General features: G+C 70.9%; 13 protein-coding genes and 1 rRNA gene. 5 read left to right on the top strand and 9 right to left on the bottom strand.

Annotation, left to right across the window (positions count from 1 at the left end; all coding sequences use genetic code 11):
* Nucleotides 1-45: 45 nt before the first annotated feature.
* Nucleotides 46-327, bottom strand: coding sequence for a flavin reductase (locus C6W10_RS06595; RefSeq protein WP_107257277.1), 282 nt, complete (start codon nt 325-327; stop codon nt 46-48).
* Between the two features lie 564 nt (nt 328-891).
* Here C6W10_RS06595 and C6W10_RS06590 point away from each other — a divergent pair.
* Both C6W10_RS06590 and C6W10_RS06585 read left to right on the top strand, forming a co-directional pair.
* Nucleotides 892-1,710, top strand: coding sequence for a helix-turn-helix transcriptional regulator (locus C6W10_RS06590; protein ID WP_159104492.1), 819 nt, complete (start codon nt 892-894; stop codon nt 1,708-1,710).
* On the top strand, nt 1,670-1,861 hold the full coding sequence (locus C6W10_RS06585; protein ID WP_107257275.1) for a DUF397 domain-containing protein: 192 nt from the start codon (nt 1,670-1,672) through the stop codon (nt 1,859-1,861). The genes C6W10_RS06590 and C6W10_RS06585 overlap by 41 nt, the downstream gene beginning before the upstream one ends.
* A 129-nt stretch (nt 1,862-1,990) precedes the next feature.
* Here C6W10_RS06585 and C6W10_RS06580 read toward each other — a convergent pair whose 3' ends face one another.
* The 4 genes from C6W10_RS06580 to C6W10_RS06565 all read right to left on the bottom strand — a co-directional run bounded on the left by C6W10_RS06580 (nt 1,991) and on the right by C6W10_RS06565 (nt 7,178).
* The gene (locus tag C6W10_RS06580; RefSeq protein WP_234361645.1) at nt 1,991-2,503 is read right to left on the bottom strand and encodes a Uma2 family endonuclease; all 513 of its coding nucleotides are present in this window, start codon (nt 2,501-2,503) and stop codon (nt 1,991-1,993) included.
* A gap of 106 nt (nt 2,504-2,609) precedes the next feature.
* Nucleotides 2,610-4,643 carry an ABC transporter ATP-binding protein gene (locus tag C6W10_RS06575; RefSeq protein WP_107263722.1) on the bottom strand — a complete coding sequence of 678 codons (2,034 nt, stop codon included), beginning with the start codon at nt 4,641-4,643 and terminating at the stop codon, nt 2,610-2,612.
* 83 nt (nt 4,644-4,726) lie between these two features.
* Nucleotides 4,727-6,460 carry an ABC transporter ATP-binding protein gene (locus C6W10_RS06570; protein WP_107257273.1) on the bottom strand — a complete coding sequence of 578 codons (1,734 nt, stop codon included), beginning with the start codon at nt 6,458-6,460 and terminating at the stop codon, nt 4,727-4,729.
* A gap of 34 nt (nt 6,461-6,494) precedes the next feature.
* Nucleotides 6,495-7,178 carry a TetR/AcrR family transcriptional regulator gene (locus C6W10_RS06565; RefSeq protein WP_159104491.1) on the bottom strand — a complete coding sequence of 228 codons (684 nt, stop codon included), beginning with the start codon at nt 7,176-7,178 and terminating at the stop codon, nt 6,495-6,497.
* A 184-nt stretch (nt 7,179-7,362) separates the two neighbouring features.
* On the opposite strand from C6W10_RS06565, the gene murD reads away from it, so the two are divergent.
* Nucleotides 7,363-8,745, top strand: a complete 1,383-nt coding sequence (murD, locus tag C6W10_RS06560) for a UDP-N-acetylmuramoyl-L-alanine--D-glutamate ligase (RefSeq protein WP_107257271.1) — start codon at nt 7,363-7,365, stop codon at nt 8,743-8,745.
* An 89-nt stretch (nt 8,746-8,834) separates the two neighbouring features.
* Here the strand turns inward: murD and C6W10_RS06555 are convergent, their stop codons facing one another.
* The 3 genes from C6W10_RS06555 to C6W10_RS06545 all read right to left on the bottom strand — a co-directional run bounded on the left by C6W10_RS06555 (nt 8,835) and on the right by C6W10_RS06545 (nt 16,660).
* The gene (locus C6W10_RS06555; RefSeq protein ID WP_107257270.1) at nt 8,835-10,829 is read right to left on the bottom strand and encodes a cell wall-binding repeat-containing protein; all 1,995 of its coding nucleotides are present in this window, start codon (nt 10,827-10,829) and stop codon (nt 8,835-8,837) included.
* Nucleotides 10,830-11,138: 309 nt separating this feature from the next.
* Complete coding sequence (locus tag C6W10_RS06550; protein WP_107257269.1) at nt 11,139-12,137, bottom strand: hypothetical protein; 999 nt, start codon at nt 12,135-12,137, stop codon at nt 11,139-11,141.
* Between the two features lie 143 nt (nt 12,138-12,280).
* On the bottom strand, nt 12,281-16,660 hold the full coding sequence (locus tag C6W10_RS06545) for an ExeM/NucH family extracellular endonuclease (protein ID WP_107257268.1): 4,380 nt from the start codon (nt 16,658-16,660) through the stop codon (nt 12,281-12,283).
* A gap of 353 nt (nt 16,661-17,013) precedes the next feature.
* On the opposite strand from C6W10_RS06545, the gene C6W10_RS06540 reads away from it, so the two are divergent.
* Together C6W10_RS06540 and C6W10_RS06535 are read left to right on the top strand one after the other, a co-directional pair.
* The gene (locus tag C6W10_RS06540; protein ID WP_369937976.1) at nt 17,014-18,954 is read left to right on the top strand and encodes a VanW family protein; all 1,941 of its coding nucleotides are present in this window, start codon (nt 17,014-17,016) and stop codon (nt 18,952-18,954) included.
* A gap of 141 nt (nt 18,955-19,095) precedes the next feature.
* Nucleotides 19,096-19,899 carry a trypsin-like serine protease gene (locus tag C6W10_RS06535; protein ID WP_107257267.1) on the top strand — a complete coding sequence of 268 codons (804 nt, stop codon included), beginning with the start codon at nt 19,096-19,098 and terminating at the stop codon, nt 19,897-19,899.
* A gap of 109 nt (nt 19,900-20,008) precedes the next feature.
* On the opposite strand, the gene rrf is transcribed toward C6W10_RS06535, so the two are convergent.
* A 5S ribosomal RNA gene (rrf, locus tag C6W10_RS06530) occupies nt 20,009-20,125 on the bottom strand.
* Between the last annotated feature and the right edge of the window lie 333 nt (nt 20,126-20,458).

Below are 20,458 nucleotides of genomic sequence, written 5' to 3'. Positions count from 1 at the left end.
AAGGCGGGGTGGTCCGGGGCGGGTCTGATCGGGTGACGAGGCGGATCAGTAACGCCGGGGTACCCAGTGCAGGATCTGGCCGGCGATCAGCGCGGGATGCGTGTCGGGGAGTTCTTCCAGGGCGCGGGCGAGGTGTGCGGCGAGGTACACCATCAGGCCCACCCGGTCGCCCTGAAAGCTGATCAGCAGGCAGATTCGCGCCTGTGCACAGGGCCAGGCGGCACCGCAGTCACGGCAGCGGTACGACGGGTGTGCCGGGACGTGGACGCCGATTCGGCGGCGCCGCCGCGCGGCGAACCGGTACCACCGCTCCGGCGGCCCGATCACCGGTCACACCCGCTGGCGCAGCCGAGCGCGATGCCGCTGCGTCGGGGTGAGGTTGCCGGTTCGGCCGCTGCTGTGCGCGTCCAGCAGAGCCCGTTGATTGGTGGGCCGGCGGGATGGCGACGGCGGGGCCGGGACTTCCCGGCCGAGCGCGACGACCTGCGGCGGGGACGGCATGGCCGACACGGCCGGCTTGGGCGGCCTGGCGCGGACGGCTGCCCGATACCCTCGGCGGGTCAGCGCCGGGATCGGTGGTGGTTCCCAGGGTCTCGGCGGTGCCGCCGTCAGGGAATGGGCGTCCGGGCAGCGCCAGCGGCACCCGCATCGGCAGTACCGCCACAGCCGCCGCCAGTCCCGTCGGTGTATTCGCCGTACTCGGTGAAAACGCATCCGTCACCTCCTGAAATTGAGCGGGGCGGGGGCGATATCTGGCACGCCGCGGCCCCGCCGTTTCGGTGCCTCCGTCCGAATCCACCCTGGACTGTGACCGCACGGTGACGGAAGATAATCGGCGGGCACAAACGACGGATACTCCGGATCGCAGTCGGCTACAGGAGGGCACTGAACGTGAGTAATCTTCCGACGCGGCTCAAGGAACTGCGGGCCGAGCGAGGCGTTACCCAAGATCAGGTGGCCGAGGGCGTGCAGGTCAGCAAGTCGCTGATCGCGGCGTTCGAGACGAGCCGGCTCTCTCCGCAGCAGGACACGGCGGTGGCCCTGGACGCATTTTTCGAAACCGGGGACGAGATCCAGAAACTGTCCACCGAGGCCAGAAAGAACCGGAAGCCGGGCCCGAGCTGGTTCCGACCCTGGCGGGACGTGGAGGAGACGGCGGTGATCCTCCGCTATTTCCAGGCCACCCTGATTCCCGGTCTGTTGCAGACGGAGGCGTACGCGCGGGCGGTCTTCGCCAGCACCGGAATGCTCTCCGACGACGAGGTGGCGGAGCGGGTCGCCAACCGACTGGAGCGGCAGGCCACCATCCTCGACCGGGAGGACCGCCCTGCCTTCGCGTTCATCATCGACGCCGCCGCCCTCCGGTGCGGCCCGCCCGGGATAGCCAAGGATCAATTGCTGCACCTGGCGGATACCAGCGCCCGGCCGAACATCTTCGTCCACGTCCTCCCCGACTCCGCCGGGCTGCACCCGGGCCGCAGCGGGTCGTTCGCGCTGGCGACGATGGAGGGCAGTGGCGCGGTTGGCCTACTAGAGGACTTCTACGAGGGCCGGGTGATAACGGAATCAACTCGCGTGACCGGCCTGGAGCGGGCGTGGCAGACTATAGCGGCGGTCGCCCTCCCGTGTGACCAGTCGAGAGACCTGATCTTGAGGTTGGTGAATGACTATGACGACCCAGCAGCCGACCTGGCGCAAGTCCAGCCGTAGCGGCCAGAGCGGCGGGGACTGTGTGGAGGTTGCCGACAACCTCCCCGGCCGGGTCCTGGTCCGGGACAGCAAGGACCGGCAGGGACCGACGCTGACCTTCACCCCCGAGAAGTGGCAGGCATTCGTCAGCCTGGCCAGCCAGCACAACTGACCCCGGCCCGCCCGACAACTCGGGGCGCCTCGAACGGAAGACGGAAAGCGCTCCGCCGTCCCGGCCGAGGGCTTTCTGCTCGCGGCAACCGACGGGACGTCTACCGCTGAGCAGGCATATCTCCTCGTCTCAGCCGAGGTCGTGCTCGGTCGGGCTGGTATTGAGCACCCAGGCCAGCGGCATGCTCGCCCGTACCGCGTAGTGGTCGCCGTCCAGGCGGTGCATGGTGACGGTTTGGGCCGGGTCCTGGTCGACCACCCAGTACTGCGGGATGCCGGCGGCCGCGTATTCGCTGCGTTTGGTCACCGTGTCCACGCCCTCGGAGCCCGGCGAGACGATCTCCACCACGAGGAGTACGTCGGCGACCGGCAACCAGATGCCGTCGGCTTGGGCCTTGCTCCACACCACCAGGTCGGGGATGCGTCCGCCGACGCCGTTGCGACCCTGAATGCGTAGACCGACCGCCTGCGCGATCCGGTCGGCCGGGACACCGGCGCCGGCAAGCCACACCATCAGCCGCGTCGCGATGATCGCATGGGCATACCCGGGCGGCGGCGTGATCGAGAGAACTGCCTCAGGGCTGATCTCGTAACGATGGTGCTCGTCGGCGGCCATCATCGCCGTGAGGTCATCGAGCGTCACGACCGGGGGCATATGCCTGCCGACAGCCTCTGAGCTCATACCCGCACCCTACCGGCGCCGGCCGGGGCGGAGCCCCAGCCGGCGCCGGCACCTCGTCGTGCGCCCGTCACCCCCGCTGCCGGGGTGCCCCGGCCGGTACGCCGCCCGGCCCGGCCACCATCGCCGGCTCGACGTCGGCCACCGGCTGGGAGAACTGCGCGTGGTAGAGCCGGTGGTACGCGCCCTTCGCGGCCAGCAGTTCGGCGTGGGTGCCCTGCTCGACGATCCGGCCGCTCTCCATCACCAGGATCAGGTCGGCGTCCCGGATGGTCGAGAGCCGGTGCGCGATCACGAAACTGGTCCGGTCCGCCCGCAGTGCCGCCATGGCCCGTTGCAGCAGCACCTCGGTACGGGTGTCCACCGAACTCGTCGCCTCGTCCAGGATCAGCAGCGACGGGTTGGCCAGGAACGCCCGGGCGATGGTGATGAGCTGCTTCTCGCCCGCGCTGACGTTGTTGCCCTCCTCGTCGATGACCGTGTCGTAGCCGTCGGGCAGGCTGCGGACGAAGCGGTCGACGAAGGTGGCCCTCGCCGCCGCGAGGATCTCCTCCTCGCTCGCCTCCGGGTTGCCGTACGCGATGTTGTCCCGGATCGTCCCGCCGAAGAGCCAGGTGTCCTGGAGCACCATGCCGATCTCGCCGCGCAGGGTGTCCCGGCGCAGTTCGGTGAGGTCGACCCCGTCCAGGGTGATCCGTCCGGCGTCCAGCTCGTAGAAGCGCATGACCAGGTTGACCAGGGTCGTCTTGCCGGCTCCGGTCGGCCCGACGATCGCCACCGTGTGCCCCGGCTCGGCGACCAGCGACAGGTCGTCGATCAGCGGCTTGTCCGGCTCGTACCGGAACGAGACGTGCGCGAACTCGACCCGGCCGTGCCGCTCGGTGAGCCGGGCCGGCTCGACCGGGTCCGGGGTCTGCTCGGCGGCGTCGAGTACGTCGAAGACCCGCTCCGCCGAGGCGACCCCGGACTGGAGCAGGTTCGCCATCGCGGCGACCTGGGTCAGCGGCTGGGTGAACTGCCGGGAGTACTGGATGAACGCCTGTACGTCGCCGAGCGTCATCGCCCCCGACGCGACCCGCAGCCCGCCGATCACCGCGATCAGCACGTAGCTCAGGTTTCCGATGAACATCATCGACGGCATGATGATGCCGGAGACGAACTGGGCGGCGAAGCTCGCCTTGAACAGCTCCTCGTTCTTCGCGCCGAAGGCCGCCTCGACCTCGCGCTGCCGGCCGAAGACCTTCACCAGCTCGTGCCCGGTGAACGCCTCCTCGATCTGACCGTTCAGCACGCCGGTGTGTGTCCACTGTGCGATGAACTGCTTCTGCGACCGCTTGGCGATCTGCTTGGTGACCAGCACCGACGCCGGGACCGCGATCAGCGCGACCACGGCCAGCAGCGGCGAGATCCAGAACATCACCCCGAGTACGCCGATCACGGTGAGCAGCGAGGTGAGCAGTTGGCTGAGGGTCTGTTGCAGGGTCTGCGAGATGTTGTCGATGTCGTTGGTGACCCGGCTGAGCAGCTCGCCCCGGGGCTGACCGTCGAAGTACGGCAGCGGCAGCCGGTTGAGCTTCGCCTCCACGTCCGAGCGCAACTGCCGGATGGTGCTCTGCACGGCGCCGTTGAGGACGTAGCCCTGGAGCCAGCCGAGCAGGCTGGCGGCGAGGAAGAGCAGGACCGCCAGCAGCAGGATCCTGGCGAGCTGCTCGAAGTCGATGCCGACGCCGGGGATGACGTCCATCTTCAGCAGCAGCTCGGCGAAGCCGTCGTTGCCGGCCGCCCGGGCACCCTCGGCGGCCTGTTCGGCGGTGGTACCGGCCGGCAACTGCTTGCCGATCAGTCCGGAGAAGATCACGTCGGTGGCGTACCCGAGGATCTTCGGCCCGGCGACCGACAACCCGACGCTGACGATCGCCAGCAGGACCACCGCGACCAGCGACAGCCGGTGCGGCCGGAGCAGACCCAGCAGCCGCCGGGCCGACGGGCCGAAGTTCATCGACTTCTCGGCCGGCATCCCGGCGGTGGCCCATCCCGGGCCGCCCCGGGCGGCGCCGCCGCCCGGCAGCCGGGCGGGTGTCGCCCGGGCCGTCTTTTCGTTCATCGTCCCACCCTGGCCGTTCTCCTCCGCCGGCCGACCGTCGTCGTGCTGGCCGCCGCTTCCGTTCTGCTCGCTCTGCGTGCCGCTCATGCCGTCACCTCGACGGTGAGCTGGGATTCGACGATCTCGGCGTACGTCGGGCAGGTCTCCAGGAGTTCGCCGTGCCGGCCGGCGCCGACCACCGCCCCGTCCTCCAGCACGATGATCTGGTCGGCGTCCAGGATCGTGGAGACCCGCTGCGCCACGATCACCACCGCGGCATCGGCGGTGACCGGTTTCAGCGCGGCCCGCAGCCGGGCGTCGGTGCCGAGGTCGAGGGCGGAGAACGAGTCGTCGAAGAGATAGATCTCCGGGCGCCGGACCAGGGCCCGGGCGATCGCCAGCCGTTGCCGCTGCCCGCCGGAGAGGTTCGTCCCGCCCTGGGCCACCGGGGCGTTCAGCCCCTCCGGCAGCGCCTCGACGAAGTCACGGGCCTGGGCGATCTCCAGGCTGGTCCAGAGTTCCTCGTCGGTCGCGTCCGGCTTGCCGTAGCGCAGGTTGCTGGCGACGGTGCCGGAGAAGAGGTACGGCCGTTGCGGCACCAGGCCGATCCGGTCCCAGAGCAGGTCGGCGTCGAGTTCGCGGACGTCGACCCCGTCGACCAGTACCGCGCCGCCGGTGACGTCGAAGAGCCGGGGTACCAGCCCGAGCAGCGTCGTCTTGCCCGCACCGGTGCTACCGATGATCGCCGTCGTCTGCCCGGCCCTGGCCCGGAACGAGATGTCCCGGAGCACCGGCGCCGCCGCGCCCGGGTACTGGAACCGGACGTTGCGCAGCTCCAGCTCGGCGCGGCCGCGGACCTCGCGTACCGGCTCCTCGGGCAGTACGACCGACGATTTGGTTCGCAGCACCTCCATGATCCGCTCGGCGCAGACCGCCGCCCGGGGCACCATGATCAACATGAAGGTCGCCATCATGACGGACATCAGGATGAACATCAGGTACGTCAGGAAGGCGGTCAGCGCCCCGATCTGGATCTGCCCCGACTCGATCCGGTGCGCGCCGAACCACAGCACCGCCACGCTCGACAGGTTGAGCACCAGCATCACGATCGGGAAGATCAGCGCGGTCAGCCGGCCGACCCGCAGCGCGGTGTCGGTCAGGTCCTCGTTCGCCGCCTCGAACCGCCGCGTCTCGTACGGCTCCCGGACGAACGCCCGGACCACCCGGATCCCGGTGATCTGCTCCCGGAGTACCCGGTTGACGGTGTCGATCCGGGTCTGCATCAGCCGGAACTGCGGCACCATCCGGCGGATCACCAGACCGATCGCCAGCACCAGCACCGGTACGCAGACCAGCATCAGCCAGGAGAGGCCGACGTCCTCGCGCAGCGCCATGATCACACCACCGAAGAGGGTGATCGGCGCCGCCACCAGCATCGTGCAGGTCACCACGACCAGCATCTGCACCTGCTGCACGTCGTTGGTGGTGCGGGTGATCAGCGACGGCGCCCCGAACTGGCCGACCTCCCGGGCGGAGAAGCCCATCACCCGGTGGAAGATCGCCCCGCGTACGTCCCGACCGAAGCCCATCGCCGTGCGGGCGCCGAAATAGACGGCGGCGATCGAGCAGGCGATCTGCAACAGGGTGACCAGCAGCATCCAGCCGCCGGTACTGACGATGTAGCCGGTGTCGCCCCGGGCGATGCCCTTGTCGATGATGTCGGCGTTGAGGCTGGGCAGATAGAGCGAGGCCATGGTGCCGACGAGTTGCAGCAGCACCACGGCGGTGAGCGGTCGGCCGTACGGCCGCAGATAGGTACGTAGTAGTCGGTTCAGCATCGACGACCCCCCGAATCGAGGACGCGGTGACCGGTCATGACCGGTCCGGTCGGTTGTGGTGAGCGTGGTCTCCCGAGCCGGACCCCTCGGCCGGCCGGGCGACCTCGGTGGGCCCGGGCTTACGTACGCCGTCCAGCAGCACGGCGGCGATCATCTCGGGAGTGAGCGGTTCGTTGTCGGAGATCCGGGGATGCGAGCCGGCGAAGGTCAGCAGCCGGAGCAGCCGGGCCACCTCGGACAGCGGATAGCGGAAACGGTCGGCGTCCGGCTCCAGCACCCGGACGATGGCCTGGTAGATCTCCTCGTTCGGTGGCCGCAGCCCGCCCGCCCCGGTCGGCCGGCCCGACGAGCCCTCCGGCGGCCCGTGCATGCCGACCGAGTGCAGCAGGTTGAAGATGCTGGTCAGCCGGCGCTGGAGGATCGCGGCCAGCTCGGTGAGCCGCTCCGGCAACGGGGTCTCCAGGTCGAGTGCCGCCAACTCGTCCAGCAGCGGGGCCGGGTCGAGGGCGGTCTCCACGGCCACCCGGACCAGCCCCTCCTTGTGCGGGAAGACCCGGAAGATCGTGCCCTCGGCCACCCCGGCCGCCTCGGCGATCTGCCGGGTGGTGACCTTGATCCCATGCTCGCTGATCAGGGCCAGGGTCGCCGTGATCAGCGCCGCCCGCCGCTCCTCCGGCGGCAGCGGCCGGGCCCGGCCGGACGGGGTCTGCGAGTTCACGGCGCAACAGTAGTGAGTGAGCAACTCACTCACAAGCGATTTACGCTACTCCGCCGGACCGGTGCCCGGGCTCACCCGTACCGGCGACCGCAGCGGGCCGGCCAGCGCCCCGGGGTCGACGTCCCCACCCGGCGCACCGGCGGCCGGGACTAGAGTTTGGGCGCGTACCGGAGGGAGTTGTCAGGTGCAACTGGCGGATCTGCGCGGCCGGCGGGTCGCTGTCTGGGGCACCGGCCGGGAGGGCGTCGCGGCGATCAACGCGATCGCCCCGGTCGGGCCGGCCGAACTCGTCGCGGTGATGGACCGGGAGACGTACGCCGCCAAGCCCTGGACGGGCCGGCTCGCCGAACTGGCCCCACTGCACACCGGCCCCGCCGCGCTGGACGTGCTGCTCCGCTCGGACGTGGTCGTCCGCTCCCCGGTGATCGGCGAGACCCACCCCTGGGTGGTACGCCTGCGCGAGCACGGCATCCCGATCACCAGCGGTACGGCGCTCTGGATGGCCGAACACGCCGCCGGCACCATCGGGGTCACCGGCAGCAAGGGCAAGAGCACCACCACCAACCTGATCAGCCACCTGCTCAGCGCCGTCGACCGGCCCAACGTGATGGGCGGCAACATCGGGGTACCGGTGCTCGACCTGCCGCCCGCACCGCGCTACGTCCTGGAACTGTCGATGTACCAGTGCGCCGACCTGACCGACTCGCCCGAGGTCGCGGTACTCACCTCACTCGCCCCGGAGCACCTGGACTGGGCCGGCGGCGAGGCGGAGTACTACCGGCACAAGCTGAACCTCGTCGACCACGGACCCCGGTGGGTGGCGTTCAACGCGCACGACACCCGGCTCCGGGCCGAACTCGCGGCCCGGCCCGGGCTGCCGCTGCTCCCCGCCGGCACGGCCAACCCCGACGCGACCGACCAGCCCACCTTCCACGTCGCCGACGAGCCCGACGGCACCCGCTGGGTACGCCTCGGTGACGAGCGGCTCTTCCCGCGTACCGCCCTGCCACTGGTCGGGCGGCACAACGAGGGGAACCTCTGCGTGGCGCTGACCGCACTGCGGGCGGTCGGCGTCGACTGTGTCGCCGAACGGGACCGGCTCGCCGCCGCGCTGGCCACCCTGCCGGTCCTGGAGCACCGGCTCACCCCGATCGAGGACCCGTCCGGGATCACCTTCGTCGACGACTCGCTCTCGACGATCCCGCAGTCCGCGATCCACGCCATCGAGGCGTACGCGGGCCGTCCGTTGACCGTGATCGTCGGCGGTGAGGACCGGGGCGTCGACTACACCCCGCTGCGGGACTTCCTCGCCGAGCAGGAGATCGTGGCCACCCTGATCGGCATCCCGGACAGCGGCCCCCGGATCCTGGACGTGGTCAAGGACCTGGGCACCATCACCACGCTGGCCGCCGAGGACCTGCCGGAGGCGGTCCGGCTGGGCCGGGAGCGTACTCCGGCCGGCGGGGTGGTGCTGCTCTCCCCGGCCGCCCCGAGCTACGGCCGGTTCGACAACTACGCACACCGGTCCCGGGTCTTCCGGCAGGCGATCGAGGAGACCGCCGGATAGCGGAACGGCGGCGGGACGGCGCAGAGCGCCGGACGCGGAAAGGGGGCCGGTCAACCGACCGGCCCCCTTTCACACACTGTCCTGCCGGACTACCGCGACTCGAGCCGCTCCTTCAGCCCGGCCACGGCCGCCTCCAGCTGCTCCGGAGTACGGACCCGGCTCGGGTCCGCCGCCGTCGCCGCCGTACGGGCGGTGCTGGAGGTGCCCCGCTCCAGGCCGACGATCCCGATGTTGGTCGGGTTCTGCACCACGGTGTAGCCACCCGGGCCGCTGATCCAGCTACCGGTCGGCGCCTGCTGCCCCGCCGAGACCACCGCGGCGGACCCGAAGATCAGCGCGGTGTCCAGCGAGCCGCTGTGCTCGTCGAGGAAGAGCTCGGGCTCGAAGGAGAGCCCGGACTCGTTGCCCCGGGTGAGCAGCAGCGGACCGTTGATCGTCGCCATCAGGGCGCCGCCGGAGAGTGCGTCCGGCCAGTTGACCCCGGTCGCCAGGCCGGCGTAGTCGGTGCCGCCGAAGAACGCCCAGGCGGTGAAGAGCGACGTCTCGTAACGGCTCGACCCGAAGATCTCGATCGGGTTGTACGGCGCGGTCGCCGTCGCACCCTGGAGACCGATACCCACGATCCGCGAGGTCGACCGGACCCGGTCCAGGTAGGTCTTGGTGCCGGGCGACAGCGTGTAGTCGGCGGTCAGCACGACCACCGCGGACTGCCCACTTCCCGGCACGTTGAACGAGCCGGCCGCCGCACCCGCCGCCAGCGCGTCCGGGAAGTTGGCCCCGGTCGCGGCGAGCACGTAGGTCGGGTTCGGGTTGATCTCGTTGGCGATCGCGATCGAGGTGCTGTACCGGTCCTGGCCGGCGAGCCGCTCGACCTGGTAGCCCAGCGCCTTGACCTGGTTCTCCACGGTCGTCGAGATCGCACCCGGGCTGCCGAGCAGGTAGACGGTCTTGCCGACCGGCAGGATCCGGCGGATCTCGCTCTCGGTCGGTGCGTTCAGCCCGGCCGGCGGGGTCATCAGCAGCGGACCCTGCTTCGCGGCGGCCAGCGCCGCACCGCCGAGCGCGTCGGCGAAGAGGTCCGACCGGGAGAGCACGACCGCGTCCGCGAACTGGCGCGGGTCGTTCTGGTCGGACGCGGTCGCCCAGTGCGCCTGGGAGACGGCGTTCGCCGTGGTGTACCGGTCCTGCCCGGCGAGCCGGGCCACCGTGTCGGTCCGACGCGGCTGGTAGGACGGGATGCCGGTCAGCCCCGCCACCACGCTCGGGTTCGCCGCCCCGCTGCCGTCGGCGGGCGCCGTCGCCACACCGGTGCCGTTGGTGAACGCGATGGTGGTGCCATCGGGCGACCAGGTCGGGTGGTCGTGCGCCGCCGCGTTCGAGGTGATCGCGACGACGTTGCTGCCGTCGATGTTGGCGGCGTAGATCTGGCCGCCACGGACGAACGCCACCCGCTTGCCATTCGGCGCGACCGACGGGTTGCTGGCGTCGTCCAGGATCGTGTCGAAGCTGTCGCCGTCGAAGACGCCGACCTCCGACGGCCCGGACGGCGTGTCGGCGGTGCCACCCTGGACCTGGTAGACGAAGAGCGCGCCGGGCCCGGAGTCGGGGTTCAGGTAGTGCCGTCCGTCGCCCGGAGTGAGCTGGCGCGGCAGGAAACCGCCCGAGGCGACCTGCGCCTCGATCCGCCACGGCGAGCCCGACTCCTTTGCCGACCAGAGCACGCCGATGCCCTCGCTCCGGTAGACCGGGCTGCGGTACTCGACCACGGGCTCACCCTCGATGGGAGAAGGCGAGACCCACCAGTAGTTCCAGCCGTCGTTGTAGCGGATGGTCGCGATCTCACCGTTCTCGGTGGCGAAGATCGCCCGGCTGCCGTCCGGCGCCCAGGCCGCACCGTTCACGGTGGTGATGGTCGGGTCCTCGGTGGTGAGCCGGAGCGTCGACCCGTTGTTGAACCTGATCGTGTTGGTGCCGTTGCTGCTGCTCAGCAGGCTGCCGGCGGGGCCGGGGTGACTGGCCTGCGCCGCCGTGGCACCGACAACGGCGGTGGTGGCGCTGAGCGCGACGGCCGAGGCAAGCGCCATCGACCGGTAAATAGAACGTGGAGGCAAGGGGACTCCTCGCAACAGAAACGCGTCGCACTGCCCAGATAGGGAACGGTTGCCCCCCCGTGGGGCGACGCCGGAGTAACTTTAAGGGTTCCTTTATTCGGCGCGCTGCCCCGTTTCGGTCCCCCGCACCAAGTTGACCCGTTAGGCCAGTCACACCCCGACGATCCGGCGATTTGGTGCTGCGAAAACCACCATGTAGCACGGTCCGGGCGAGTAATCCGATTTGCCGTCCAGAGGAGATGGTGTATTGGCGTCACCCACCGCGACCTGTTCGCACGGTGATTATCCGAGCACGCTCAACAGATTGCCTATCGACCGGATGGCGGACCGAATCTCCTGAAGGTACCGGTCCGCGCCCAACGGCTCCGCCGGACCGTACCCGGACAGCGCCGCCGGGTCCAGCCCCACCGTGTCCACCTGGCACCCGTAGCCGAGAGTCAGCGTACGGATCGCGTCGCAGTGCTGGAACGGCACGTAGATCTGCGAGGTCAGCACCAGTACCCGGTCCCCGGCCGACGGCCCGAGTTCCGCCGCCCAGAAGTGGTACGTGTCGGAGGTGTGCGCCCGCCGGGTCGCCGGCTCGGTCGACGGCGCGGCCAGTACCCGCACCACCGGCCGGCCCGGCGGGCGGTAGACGGCGACCGACCAGGACCGGTGGTCGATCCCGCCCGCCGAGCGCCGCTGCTCGACCGCCGTCGGGCAGCCGAACGCGGCCCGGATGCCCAGGTCCATCGCGTCCACCTCGTAGCCACCGTCGAGCCGCATCCGGTGCCGGTCGGCGGGGACGTGCAGCCGGTGCAGTTCCGCCGGGCGGAGCGGGCGGAAACTGCCCAGCGCCGCGATCTCACCGGCCTCGACGGCCCCGGTGTCGACCAGCCGGGCGGCGTAGGCGGTCCGTTGCAGGCACGACCGGGCCAGCCCGCCCAGCACCAGCAGATGGTCGTAGCGCCGGCCGGGCACGGGTCGCGGGCCGGCCAGGCCGAGCGCTCCGGCGGCCGACCGGACCAGCTCGGCGACCGCGGGGTCGAGCGCGGTCTCGACCACCTCGTCCCGCTCGACCGCACCGTTGCGACTGCGGAAGTCCCAGTGCCGGGCCGAGAAGTCGTCCAGCCAGCCGAGCAGCTTGGCCGGGGCGAGCCGGTCGGGCAGCTCGGCACCGAAGGCGGCCACCAGGTCCCGCAGCGGCCTGGACCGGGCCCAGCCGGTCAGCCCGGCCACCAGGTCGTCCCGGGACGTCGCGCCGGCACCGCTCGGCAGCGGTACGGGCTGGTACCCGCTCACCCTCGTCCTCTCCCGCGCACGGAGGAACGGCGTCCTCCGGGGCACGTCACGACAGACGACCGCGGGTCCGGAACCGGTGACCGGTCCCGGACCCGCGGTCGCGATGCGTCAACCCGACTGTCGGTCCGTACTGAAACCGTCGGTCACAGCCTGGCACACTGTCCGGTCGCCGGACCCCGGACCGTGTTGGTCCGACCGTCGTCGACCGGTGCCGGAGTGTTCGCCAGGCAGCTCAGCGGTCCGCTGATGGTGTTGCCGGCGACCAGTACCGGCTGGCTGCCGGAGTTGCCGAGCAGCGAGACCGGGCCGGCGACGGTGACGGTGTCGACCCGTACCCCGCCACGGCCCAGCGCGACCGAGACCGGGCCGCTCACCCTGCCCTGCTCCACCAGCACCGCGCCGGTCGCCGCGACCACCGTGACCGGGCCGGAGACCCTGGTACCGCTCAGGGTCAGCGTCTTCGACCCGGTGGCGGTGACCGGTCCGGTGATGCTGCCGCCGGTCGCCAGCAGCGACGCGCCGGGCAGCACGGTCACCGGACCGGTGACGGTGGCGTTCTCCAGACAGGTGAGCCCGGAGAAGACGGTCAACGCCCGGTTGTGCCGGCCGGTGATCGTCGTGGTGCACTCCGGGCCGGGCCGGCCGACCGCCGAGCGCGGCGCCGGGTCGGCGGTGACCGGCGAGTTCTCCGCGAGGTAGTCGGTCAGCATGGTCAGGTCGTTGTCGCCGGTGGTGACCCGGTCGACGTTGCTGGCCAGGGTGGCGAAGTTGTCCCCGCCGGCCGCGAGGAACGAGTTCACCGTCACCCGGTAGCTGCCGCTCGGGTCGATCGGCGCGCCGTTCAGGGAGATCGACGTGATCCGGGAGCCCTGCGCGGCCTCCGGGTCGTAGGTGTAGGAGAAGCCCTTGGAGACGCCGAGCCAGAGCACCGGCCGGGAGGCACCGGCCGGCTGCCACTGCTCCTCCAGCACCTGCTTGATCTGGGCCCCGGTGTACGTCTTCGTCACCACGTCGTTGGCGAACGGCTGAACCGAGAACGCCTCCGCGTACGTGACCACCCCGTCCGGGGCGTACAGCAGGTCGGCCCGGAGACCGCCCGGGTTCATGAACGCGATCTGCGCCCCGCCCCGGCCGGGCGCGCTGGTCCCGGCGAGCTGCACGTCGGCGATGAAGTTGCCGAGTACCGACTCCTTGCCCCGGTCCTCGTTCCCGGCCTCGTTGTACGCCCGCCTGATGTCCGCGGTGATCGACCCGAGCGGCCGCTGACCCAGCTCCTGGGCCCGCTCCTTGGCCGCCGCCACGATCTCGGCGACCCCCGGGTGTTGCGGCGCGCCGACCACGTCGACGAGCGCGGCGTCGGCCGCGGTGACCGTACCGGTGGCCGGGTCGAAGGTCAGGTCGACCTTGCCGAGCCGCTTGCCGTAGTCCTCGGCCTGCACCACCGGCCGCAGCCGGTCGGTGCCGGGGATCGGCACCTCGAAGGCGTACGGCTGGTGGGTGTGGCCGCTGAAGATGACGTCGATGGTGGCGTCCGCCCGGGTGAACTTCCCGAAGACCGGGTCGTTCGCCAGCGCCTCGGCCGAGCCGATGTTCTCGGTCGCCGCACCCTCGTGGGCGAGCAGCACCACGACGTCGGCCTCACCGTTGGCCGGGTTGCCGTCCTTGAGCTGCGCGGCCACCGTGTTCGCCTCGGCCACCGGCTCCCGGAAGGTGATCCCGGCGATCCCGTCCGGGCTGACCAGCGAGGCCGTCTGCTCGGTCACCACGCCGACGAAGCCGACCTGGATCCCGCCGACGCTGCTGACCGAGTACGCCGGCAGCACCCGCTCGTTGCCCCGGTAGACGTTCGCACCGAGCAGCGGGAAGTCGGCCCGGTCGGTCACCCGGCCGGTCAGGTCGGCGATGCCCTTGTCGAACTCGTGGTTGCCGACCGCCGAGGCGGCCAGCCCCATCGCGTTCAGCGCGTCGATCGTCGGGTTGTCGTCGTCGATCGCCGAGACGAACGTGGAGGCGCCGATGTTGTCGCCCCCGGAGACGAACGCGGTGTTCGGGTTCTCCGCGCGGAGCTGGTCGACCAGGCCGGCGACCTGGGCGGCACCGCCGACCGGGCGGCCGTCCGGCGCGTTGCCCGGCGACTCCAGCCGGCCGTGGAAGTCGTTGACGCTGAGCAGTCGCAGGTCGACCGGGCCGGTCGCCCCGGTCTCCAGCCCGAGGACGATCGGGTTGTGGTCGCTGGCCCGGTACGGGTCCTCGGCGAAGAACGCCGGGTGCCCGTCGTACTGGAAGGCGTACGACTCGTGCGAGTTGATCTGCCAGACGTCGACTCCGGTGACCCGCTCTGCCAGCGACGCCGAGGCGACCGCGTGGTCGAGTGAGCCGGACTCGCCGCCGAAGACGTAACTGGCCTTGCCGCCCTCGTTCAGGTCGACGTACCCGGCGTCGTGGAGGACCTTCATCGGGTCCTCCTGGGTGTACGCGTTGAAGTCGCCGAGCAGCAGCACCTGGTCGCTGCCGCTGTCGGCCTTGAGCCGGTCGACGAAGGCGGCCAGCGCGCGGGCCTGCCGGACCCGGTCGCCGTTGAACGCGCCCTGCCCGTCCCCGGCGTCGGCGTTGTCGCCGGTCGCCGAGTCGGAGCTGCTCTTCGACTTGAGGTGGTTGGCCACCACGGTGAAGGTGGTCGCGCCGGCCGTGAAGGTCTGCGCGATCGGCTCCCGGGCGTTGAACCAGACGGTCTCGTCGTTGACCGACCGGGAGGCGCCCTTCGGCTGTGCCTTGGCCGGCTTGAAGATGATCGCGGTGGTGATGAAGTCCTGCTGGGCCGCTGGCGGCAGCTCCGCCGGGGTACGCACGTAGTCCCAGGTGCCGGCCCCGGCCGCCGTGTTCAGCGCGGCGACGAGCCGCTTGAGCGCCTGCTGCGGATCGGCGGTGTTGAACCGGACCGAGTTCTCGATCTCCTGGAGCGCGACCACGTCGGCGCCGAGCGCGTTGATCGCCGAGACGATCTTCGATTCCTGCCTGGCCAGCGCCGCCTCGTCCTCGGCACCCCGGGCGTCGCCGCCGAAGTGCACGAAGTAGTTCAGCACGTTGAACGCGCCGACCCTGAGGTCGCCGCCGACGTTCGCCGGTGCCGGGGTACGCGGGTTGGTCACCTTGAAGGTGGGCCGGGCGGCCGGCGGGGTCTCCGCGTCGACCGGGGTGGTCGGCTGGAGCCGCCACTCGTTGAACCCGTACGACAGCACGGTCGGGCCGAACGCCTCGACCGAGTCCCCGACCCGCAGCGGGCTGCCCGGCGCCAGGTACGGCGGCAGCAGGCCCGCGTCGGCCAGGTTGGTGGTACGGCCGTCGTCGACCAGCAGCCGGGCCAGCCTGTTCGCCGCCGCCGCCGCGCGGGCGGCGTCGCTGCCGGGCCGGGCGACGTCGGTGGGGATCACCGCGGCCCGGTCGCCGGCGGCGAGCACGACCTCGCCGTACCGGTTGGTGTTGTAGACCTCGGAGACGGTGAACTGGCCGACCGGGGCGACCAGCATGGACTCGGCCGACTCCCGGGCCGGGGCGTCCAGCGGCAGCGAGAGCGCGACCGGCGACGGCAGCGCGACGCCCTGCTCGCAGACCTGCACGTCCGCCCTCGCCCCGATGCTGACCTGGGTGAGCCCGTTGAACTCGCTCGCGGTGCCGCTGACCCGGACCCGGTCGCCGAGCGCGACGCTCGGGTGGTTGGCGGCGTTGCTGGTCAGGTAGACGAAGATGCCGTCCGAGGCGGTCCCGGCGGCCGGCGCCCGCCCGCCGCTGCCGGCGGTCTGGAGGTAGATGCCGTTGTAGCCGCCGGTGCGGTGGTCGCCGGTGACGACACCCTCGACGGTGACCCGGGTGCCGGCCAGCGGCGTCGCGTCGCCGGTGCCCTGGACCTGGGCGATGGTGTGGCTGACCGGGGTGTCGCAGCCGACCGGGTCCGGATCCGGGTCCGGGTCGCCGCCGCTGTTGCGGGTGCCGAAGCTGTTCAGCGCCGGGGCCCGCCACGTCCCGTCGACCCGCTGGAGGGACTCGCCGATCGGGGTGGTGCTGCCCTCGGCGACGCCGATGTCGGTGGCGGCCCGCCCGTCGGCCGGGCCGCCGACCGCGGTCATCCCGCCCTCGTAGCTGAGGAACTCGGCGACGGCGCCGTCGGGGGCGACCAGCGCGATCCCGTCCGGCGCGCCGTTCTGGATGCCGTCCGTCGGGTACGTCGCGACGACCACTCCGGCCGCCGGCACCGTCCCGCTCAGCGTCCGGGTGTGGTACGCGGCGCCGTTGTTGCCGTTGTAGAGGACGAGCTGCCAGCCGGTCAGGTCGGTACCGGCCGGGGCCTCGACCTCGATCGCCTCACCGGTGTCCGTGCCGACGTTGTCGTAGTGGATCTCACTGAGGAAGGGCGTCGCCACGGGTTCGGCGGCGAGGGCCGCCACTCCGCTGGTCACACCGAGCGCACCACTGGTGAGCAGTACGCCCAGCGCCTTGAGCGAGCGTCCGCGTCTGTTCCGGCGCATCAAGTTGCCTCCGATAGGGGGTAGACGGTCGGAGCATATGCGGGCTCGGTGGCGTACCGAGAGCTGCCAGGTGTACGGAACACCATGGATGTTCGGTCGTACCCCGCCGAAGATCGGACTATTCACAGTTTTCGCCCGTACGCCGAAACCGCTTTCCCGGGCACCGTCCACTCGGGTCCGATCAATCCCGAGGTCCCGACGCCGCGCCGGTAGACCGAGGTCACGCCGCCTCAGGCCGGACCCGTCGCCCGTCGGAGTCGAGTTTTGGCTACCGTAGTCGGTCAAGGTCCTGCCGGGCGGCTGTCGTGCCCGCCCGCCGCATCCGCTGAGGTGTCCGTGAGGCTGAGGTGTCCGTGAGTCAGTACGGCGACAACAGAATGCCCGCCGACGAGCGGCCGACGGTGCAGATGGCCGCCGTCGAGGGGGCCGCCGGGGAGCGCCCCACCATCCAGATCACCGCGGTCACCCTGCCGGTCGACCAGCGCAACGGCGGCGGTCCGGCCGGCGGCGTCGGGAGTACCCCGGAGAGCGTCACCGCGACGTCGGCCGGCTGGGAGACGCCGGTCTCGGGCTCCGGCCCGGCCGATCCGGCGGGTCCCCCCGACCAGCCGGCGGGCCGGCGGCGCCTGCGTCGGCTGCTGCTCGCCGGTGGCGCGGCCGTCGCCGTGCTCCTGGCCAGCGGTGGCGCCACGGCCGGCTACGCCTACGCCGGTGAGGTGCCCCGGGGCACCACCGTGCTCGGCGTCGAACTGGGCGGCAAGAGCCGGGCCGAGGCGGCCGCGACGCTCCGCGCCGACCTCGACTCCCGGGCCAGCACCTTCACCACCCCGGTCCAGGTCCGCATCGGCGACCAGACCGGCGAGGTCTCGCCGGCCGCCGTCGGACTGGCGGTGGACGTCGAGGCGACCGTGACGGCGGCCGCCGAGCACCGCCCCGGGCCGTTGAGCCTGCTCTTCGGCTCCCGCAGCACCGAGCCGGTGGTCACCGTCGACGCCGAGAAGCTCGACGTCGAACTGCGGAAGATCGTCGGTCGGGCCGGGCCGCAGATGACGCTGCCGGCGATCACGTTCAAAGGTACGACGCCCCGGCCGGTCTATCCGAAGCCGAGCAAGGGCCTGCGGCCCGAGGAGTCGGCGAAGGCGCTGCGGGAGGGCTGGCTGCGCGGGCAGCCGATCCAGGTGCCGCTGGTCGAGACCCACCCGGCGACCAGCACCGAGGAGGTCGACAGGCTGGTCACCGAGCTGGCCAGGCCGGCGGTCGCCGGCCCGGTGACGGTGACCACCGAGCGCGGGAACTTCACCATCGCCCCGGCCGCCATCGCGAAGAGCCTGGTGCTGACCTCCGACAAGACCGGCAGGATCTCCCCCCGGGTCGACGAGAAGAAGCTGCGCGCCGCGCTGCCGGGCCAGCTCGACAGGGTGGAGGTGAAACCGAAGGACGCCACCATGTCGATCCAGGGCAACAAGCCGAAGATCGTCGCCGGTTCCGGTGGCTCACAGGTCGACACCGCCGCGCTGGCCCGCGACCTGCTGGCGGTACTGCCCAAGACCGACGGCCGTACCCTGCGGGCACAGCTCAAGCCGGTCGAGCCGAAGGTCAGCACCGAGGACCTGGGCAAGATGGGGATCAAGGAGAAGGTCTCCAGCTTCACCACCAACTTCACCGGCGGTCTCGGCTCGCCACGCAGCCAGAACATCGTCACCATCGCCCGGGACGTGGACGGCACCGTGGTCAAGCCCGGCGAGACCTTCTCGCTGAACGGGCACACCGGGGAGCGCGGCTACGCGCAGGGCTACCGCGACGCGCCGGTCATCCTGGACGGCAAGCTCGTACCGGGGGTCGGCGGCGGCACCTCGCAGTTCACCACCACGCTGTTCAACGCGACGTACTACGCCGGCCTGGAGGACGTGGAGCACAAGCCGCACTCCTACTGGTTCAGCCGCTATCCGCCGGTCATCGAGTCGACCATCTTCTGGCCGGACCTCGACTTCAAGTTCAAGAACGACAGCCCGTACGGCGTACTGATCGACACCTCGCACACCTCCAGCTCGATCACGGTGTCGATCTGGAGCACCAAGGTCTACGACAGGGTGACGACGGAGTGGAGCCCGCGCCGGAACATCACCAAGCCAAAGGTGATCAAGCTCCAGCCGGGCCCGTCCTGCATCCCCACCAACGGGATCGACGGCTTCACCCAGGACGCGTTCCGGCTCTTCCACAAGGGTGGAAAGGTCGTCAAGCGGGAGAAGTTCACCTGGAAGTACCTCGCCGAGCCCCGCTACAGCTGCGGCTGACGCCTGCCGTCGCCCGGTGGTATGACACAACCGGGATGACATCGGCGCATTGCGATATAGCGATGGGGGTCCATACGCTGCCGGCATCGTGATCTCAGGCGCGCCCACAAGGCGCGTCGTCGATGCTCGGAGAGGACCCCCATGGCTCGTTGGCGCTCCCTCACCCGCCTGGCCGCCGCCGCATTCGTCGCGGCGGCCGTCGGCGGCGTCACCCTGGCCGCCCCGGTCAGCGCCGCACCGGAGAACACCGACGTCACACCCTTCGTCGTCGGCGGCACCCGCGCCGCGCAGGGCGAGTTCCCGTTCATGGTACGACTCTCGATGGGCTGCGGCGGTTCCCTCTACAGCCCCCGGCTGGTGCTCACCGCCGCACACTGCGTCGGACGTACGGGAAGCAACTCCAGCATCACCGCCACCCTGGGGGTGGTGGACCTCCAGTCGTCGAGCCGGATCCAGGTCCGCTCCAACTACGTCTACCGGGCACCGGGCTACAACGGCAACGGAGACGACTGGGCGCTGATCCGGCTGGCCAGCCCGGTCACCGGGCTCAGCACCCTGCCGATCGCGACCTCCACCGCGTACGACAACGGCACCTTCACCGTCGCCGGCTGGGGCGCCACCCGGGAGGGCGGAGGCCAGCAGCGGTACTTGATGAAGGCCAACGTCCCGTTCGTCAGCGACTCGGTCTGCAACGGCCCCTCGGCGTACGACGGCGACGTCATCGCGGCCGAGGAGATCTGCGCGGGCCCGCTCTCCGGCGGTACCGACACCTGCCAGGGTGACTCCGGCGGCCCGATGTTCCGGCAGGGTGGCAGCGGCCTGGTCCAGGTCGGGATCGTGAGCTGGGGCAACGGATGTGCACGAGCCAACTACCCTGGCGTCTACACCCAGGTCAGCTACTTCTCCTCGGCGATCGCCTCGGCGGCGGCGAGCCTGGGCGGCTGACCGGTAGGGGTGTGGTCGGGGCCGTGGGAACCGACCCACCCGGGCCGGCGCAGGTCAGGTAAAACACGAGTGGCGCCACCCATGCGGGTGGCGCCACTTCGTAGAAGATGTCCGGCGGCGTCTTACTCTCCCACACCCTCCCGAGTGCAGTACCATCAGCGCTGGAAGGCTTAGCTTCCGGGTTCGGAATGTAACCGGGCGTTTCCCCTCCGCCATAACCGCCGTAACCCTGGCGGGGCCGGCGACAGCGCCACCGACGAACGCCAGACCAGCAACACCCAGAGCGGTCCTACGAACCAGGGAAGTCTGCTCGATGGCCGGGAGCCATCGGCTGAACAGAGTCGTGTTCATGATGGTCTACCTTCCAATCGGGGGTGAACACCCCACGGGGGAAAACCGGGGTGTCATTGGAAATCACACATCCCGAGACCGTCACGGCCTCAAGGGACGAAAGAAGGTTCGCCCGGCACACGCGCACGGGGGGGTGCTGGTACTCAGGCGAACACCATATGTAACGACCGGCGGCCCCGGATCATTCCCCGAGGCCCGACCACCAGCC

It is taken from the genome of Plantactinospora sp. BB1 (genome assembly GCF_003030385.1).
Classification (GTDB): domain Bacteria; phylum Actinomycetota; class Actinomycetes; order Mycobacteriales; family Micromonosporaceae; genus Plantactinospora.
Note: the sequence above shows the minus strand (reverse complement) of the source record. Positions and strands in the feature narration are given on the sequence as shown.